The sequence below is a fragment of the candidate division KSB1 bacterium genome (genome assembly GCA_022562085.1).
GTDB lineage: Bacteria > Zhuqueibacterota > Zhuqueibacteria > Oceanimicrobiales > Oceanimicrobiaceae > Oceanimicrobium.
In genome coordinates this window covers 1-4304 of the sequence record JADFPY010000373.1, presented here as the reverse complement: position 1 = coordinate 4304, position 4304 = coordinate 1, and the positions used below count along the sequence as shown (strand labels likewise).

The following is a 4304-nucleotide window of genomic DNA, read 5'->3' as shown; positions in this document are numbered from 1 at the left end:
AAGGCGATAATCGATCGAGAACAGGGCGAAACCTTTGTCTTCGGCCAGTGCACGTATTTGAGGATGGATCCCTTCGCGGTCCCCCATAATTAACGCACCTCCGTGAATCCAAACGATCAAAGCACCACAGCCAAATTTGAATATGGTACGACAACGAGCTATGGCAGTGAGATTTCGGCGGCGCAAAGTCCTGTAAGTGGGTCGAGTCCCGTAGATGTCAGTGCGCAAATCACGGGCCTTTCTCCCAACACAGGCTACCACTATCGTGTGGTTGCAACAAATAGTTCTGGCACCACCCAGGGCAGCGACCTGACTTTTACCACTGAACTGCCGGCTTATCCCTCGTCCTTCAGTGTCAACTCGACCATGAGTTTTCCAGATAGAGATAAAGCTTCAGACTATAAGACTAATGAATTTAGAATTGTAGGACTACCCGGGGCGAGTAACCGTCCGATAACTGATTTTCTTTCAGGGAGTCACAACAAAGATTGGCAACTCTACTGGCACAATGGTACAGGAGTTGAAGAGTATGATGGCAGCTCAGTTTTTAATTTTTCTGTTGGCCGGGCGTTCTGGGTCATTAAAAAAGGTTCATTGAATATTGATACTGATGTCCCATCCGCTCCTCTAAATACAAGTAATGAAGTCGAAATTCCCCTGCACGCTGGTTGGAATCTAATTACCAATCCATTCACTTCATCTTTGTCCTGGTCAGAAATTCAGAGCGTGAACAACATATCCGAACCTGTATGGTCTTACCTGGGATCGTTTAACCAGTCATCCACTTTCCAGCCTTATGTTGGCTACTTTTTATTTAATGCTGCGAGCCTTTCCTCGCTGAAAATTCCATATTCTTTAATCTTTTCATCGTCTTTAGCTGTGGGAGAATCTGATTCCGGAATTTGGCGGATAAACATTAAGCTGTCTGCGGGTGAGGTTACGGATCAGTCGGCATGGTTTGGCGTTTCGCGGATGGCAAGCTCCGGGCTCGACCCATATGACCTGCGAAAACCAGAAACCCTTGCATTTACGCCAACAGTCTATTTTCATAGACCCCTTTGGGATAAATACTTTAGTTCTTTTGCTACGGACATCCGACCTGAGTTCGAGGAATCCCAGACCTGGGTATTTGCAGTGCAAACAATCCCGGGAGTTCAGGCCCAACTTGTGTTATCGGACATCGAAAGCGTTCCTTCGCAGTTTGAAGTCTATCTTATTAACGAAGAAAAAGCCAATTATTTTAACTTGCGGGAAGATTCACTTTACAGTTTCACACCTGCTGCGGAAATCTCAAAGTTTAGCATTATAGTTGGAAAGGAAGATGCGGTAAACGAAAGACTAAAATCGGTTATTCCTAAGGAATTTGCATTGGGTAACAACTATCCTAATCCGTTTAACCCGAAAACCAACATACCCCTGACTATTCCTTTCACATCTGAGGTTGAGCTAATAGTCTACAATATTCTGGGCGAAAAAATCAAAATAGTTTATACAGGCGAACTTGGGGCGGGACAACACTTGTTTAGCTGGGATGGCAGAGATGACGCCGGGAACCAGCTTGCCTCCGGGGTCTATATTTATTATTTAAAAACACAAGCCAAAAAATCTTTTGCAGGAAAAATGATTTTGATGAAATAAGTGTCAGGTTAAAGTATGCATACAATAAGCAGAAGTAGTAAACTAAGTTGTTTTTTTCTAATTATTTCGTTGCTGGTGCATCCAATTTTTGCAAATCAAGCCCTATCTAAAGATAAAATACGCGTTGAAAATGTTCGTTTCGAGCTCGTTGGAGAAAAAATCTATATTTATTATGATCTGATTGGACCACAAAACAAGCAATATGAAATTACTTTGACGGTTAGAAGGGAACAGGTTCAGTCTACGCGGGTTCATCCTAAATTATTGAAAGGGGATATAGGTAGAGGGCGTTTTGCAGGCCGGAACAGGCAAATTGTCTGGGATATTTCCAGGGAAGTTCCTCGTGCATTAAAAGCGAGTGATTACTATTTTGTGGTGGAGGCTGAACTGGTATCATCAGGCAGCAAAGCTTTGTTATGGATCGGTTCTGCGACAGCATTACTGGGCGTTGGCTCCGTTGTTTTTTTAGTATTGAATAAAAAGAACGGTGATGCGGGTTTTCCTGAGCCGCCCGGCACGCCTAATTAGTTAGCAAGCTAAAATTACACAGTGGAGTTTGTTATGAGGAATATTGCATTAGCACTATTTATCCTATTGCTCTCTGTTCAAAATGTTGAGGCTCAGAAGGCCAGTGGCAGGAGCAAACCTGGACTGCTGTTTTTGCCTGAACCTACGTTATCATTGAAAAGTGAGTTTAGTGATCCTTCCGGCGATAAATTTCTCGATGCCGGGGAAACTGGCGTAATCAAATTAACAATTTCCAACACGGGCGCTGGTCCAGCAATGGATGTCATTGCTAACATAATTCCATCAACCCGAGTGACAGGTATCACCTACGACCCTTCGTTTGAACTGGGAGTCATCAGCGCGCACTCTCAAAAAACCCTCACTTTCAAAATAACTGCTGATGAGAGTATTGCTTCACGAATCATTAAATTTCAGATTGACTTGGAGGGCAAAGGATTCAATTTCGATTCAAAACTTCTCACCATTTCCACACGTTCTTCAAGAGATTTTCGCGCAGATGTGGATATGAACATTCCCAGGAGCAAAATGAAGAATCCAGACGCTATTGCAGTTATTTTGGGTATCGAACGATATCGCACGATTCAAAAAGTAAATTATGCAAAACGCGATGCAGCCGTGTTTAAGGAATATACTGTCAATCTTTTTGGGGTACCGGATGATAAAAACCATATTTATTTTAAAACTGACGACGAAGTAACCAAGGCTGAATTTGAAAAGCTTTTTACCAAGAATGGTTGGCTTGCCAGGCGGGTTCAGCCGGGTTCGGATGTTTATGTTTATTATGCCGGACATGGAGTGCCAGACTTAAAAGAGAAATCTCCTTATCTTATCCCCTCCGATGGCGATGCAAATTATCCGACCCAAACCGGTTTTAGTCTTCATATACTTTATGAAGAGCTTGCAAAACTCAATGTCCGGTCGATTACCGTATTTCTCGACGCCTGTTTTAGCGGCGGTACCCGTGAGCAAACCATGCTTTTGGCAGATGCACGGCTCTTGCGAATCAAAATAGACCATCCGGCTTTATTGTCTGAAAAATTAGTCGTGTTTTCCGCCGCAAGCGGCGACCAAATTAGCAGCGGCTATCCCAACAAGAAGCACGGTTTGTTCACCTATTTTCTGCTCAGAGGATTACGTGGTGATGCAGATAAGAATAACGATAAGATCATTACTGTACTTGAACTTGAAAAGTACCTCATTACCAATGTTAAGAAAACTGCGGGTTATCTGGATCGCGAACAAACGCCGCAGGTGTTGGGGAGGGATAAACATAAAGTACTTGTAAGATATTAGCAGAATTCGATGTGATTGGGTAATAACAATTAACTAAATTTTAAGGAGGTTACTATGCGTTCTTTTGTTTCCTTAATAGTATGTGCGGCAGTGATCAGCGTTATGGGCTGCGGCGGCTCAAAACCGCTGGTAGAAACCAAGGCAAGTGTGATTCCGGAGTGGTTTTCAAATACTCCGAAAGACCCCAATTTCCTTTATGCTGCCCGAACGGCAACGTCCAGAGATTTGGGTCTCGCAATCGATAAGGCGCTTACCAATGCAAGAGCCGAAATCGCTCGACAGTACGAAGTGAAAGTTACGGGTCTGACAAAAAGTTTTCAAGAAGAAATCGGTTCCAGCGAGGACTCGGAAATAAACGAATTGTTCTCGCAGACTGTCAAAACCGTCGTTTCGACAACACTCGTGGGCAGCCGGGCGTCGAAGACCACACACGTGAGAGACGGCAACAATTACCGGGCCTATGTCCTAGTGGAATATCCCATCGGCGCGGCCAACCAGGCATTTATGAACGCTTTGAAAGCCAACCAAAATATGTACACGCAATTTCGTGCATCTGAGGCGTTCAAAGAAATGGACGAAGAAGTGCAAAAATACGAAGAGTGGAAAAAAGAGCAGGCTCAGAAGTGATGCAGTGATGATGTTTACAGGTTCCCGTTTTGCTTGAAGGGATGATGTATCCTGTGGTATTTCCTACACAACATAACATAGTTGATTGCCCCTGGCCCTTTCAAAAATGTTCTCGTTGATGATGTTTTGACAACCGGCTCCACTATGCGGGCTTGTTCCGGCTTAGATATTTGGGGTAACATTTAACCTTAGTGGTCTCTAGGGTGAATATATGTATA

General features: G+C 43.7%; 5 protein-coding genes. 4 read left to right on the top strand and 1 reads right to left on the bottom strand.

All coding sequences use genetic code 11. From position 1 onward, the window contains the following. A partial coding sequence (locus IH879_20530; GenBank protein ID MCH7677316.1) for an alpha/beta hydrolase fold domain-containing protein occupies positions 1-120 on the bottom strand: 120 nt, incomplete at its 3' end. Between IH879_20530 and IH879_20525 the strand changes: the two genes are divergently transcribed. Genes IH879_20525 through IH879_20510 form a run of 4 tightly spaced genes read left to right on the top strand, consistent with a single transcriptional unit; the run spans position 103 to position 4086 of the window. Next, positions 103-1638 carry a T9SS type A sorting domain-containing protein gene (locus IH879_20525; protein MCH7677315.1) on the top strand — a complete coding sequence of 512 codons (1536 nt, stop codon included), beginning with the start codon at positions 103-105 and terminating at the stop codon, positions 1636-1638. The two genes, IH879_20530 and IH879_20525, sit on opposite strands and share 18 nt — an antisense overlap. A gap of 15 nt (positions 1639-1653) precedes the next feature. Next, complete coding sequence (locus IH879_20520) at positions 1654-2166, top strand: hypothetical protein (protein MCH7677314.1); 513 nt, start codon at positions 1654-1656, stop codon at positions 2164-2166. A gap of 33 nt (positions 2167-2199) precedes the next feature. Continuing rightward, positions 2200-3459 carry a caspase family protein gene (locus tag IH879_20515; GenBank protein ID MCH7677313.1) on the top strand — a complete coding sequence of 420 codons (1260 nt, stop codon included), beginning with the start codon at positions 2200-2202 and terminating at the stop codon, positions 3457-3459. A gap of 54 nt (positions 3460-3513) precedes the next feature. Continuing rightward, the gene (locus IH879_20510) at positions 3514-4086 is read left to right on the top strand and encodes an LPP20 family lipoprotein (GenBank protein MCH7677312.1); all 573 of its coding nucleotides are present in this window, start codon (positions 3514-3516) and stop codon (positions 4084-4086) included. Positions 4087-4304: the final 218 nt, after the last annotated feature.

Coding starts and splice junctions, on each gene's coding strand:
- IH879_20510 (MCH7677312.1), top strand. CDS start 3,514: ATGCGTTCTTTTGTTTCCTTAATAGTATGTGCGGCAGTGATCAGCGTT.
- IH879_20515 (MCH7677313.1), top strand. CDS start 2,200: ATGAGGAATATTGCATTAGCACTATTTATCCTATTGCTCTCTGTTCAA.
- IH879_20520 (MCH7677314.1), top strand. CDS start 1,654: ATGCATACAATAAGCAGAAGTAGTAAACTAAGTTGTTTTTTTCTAATT.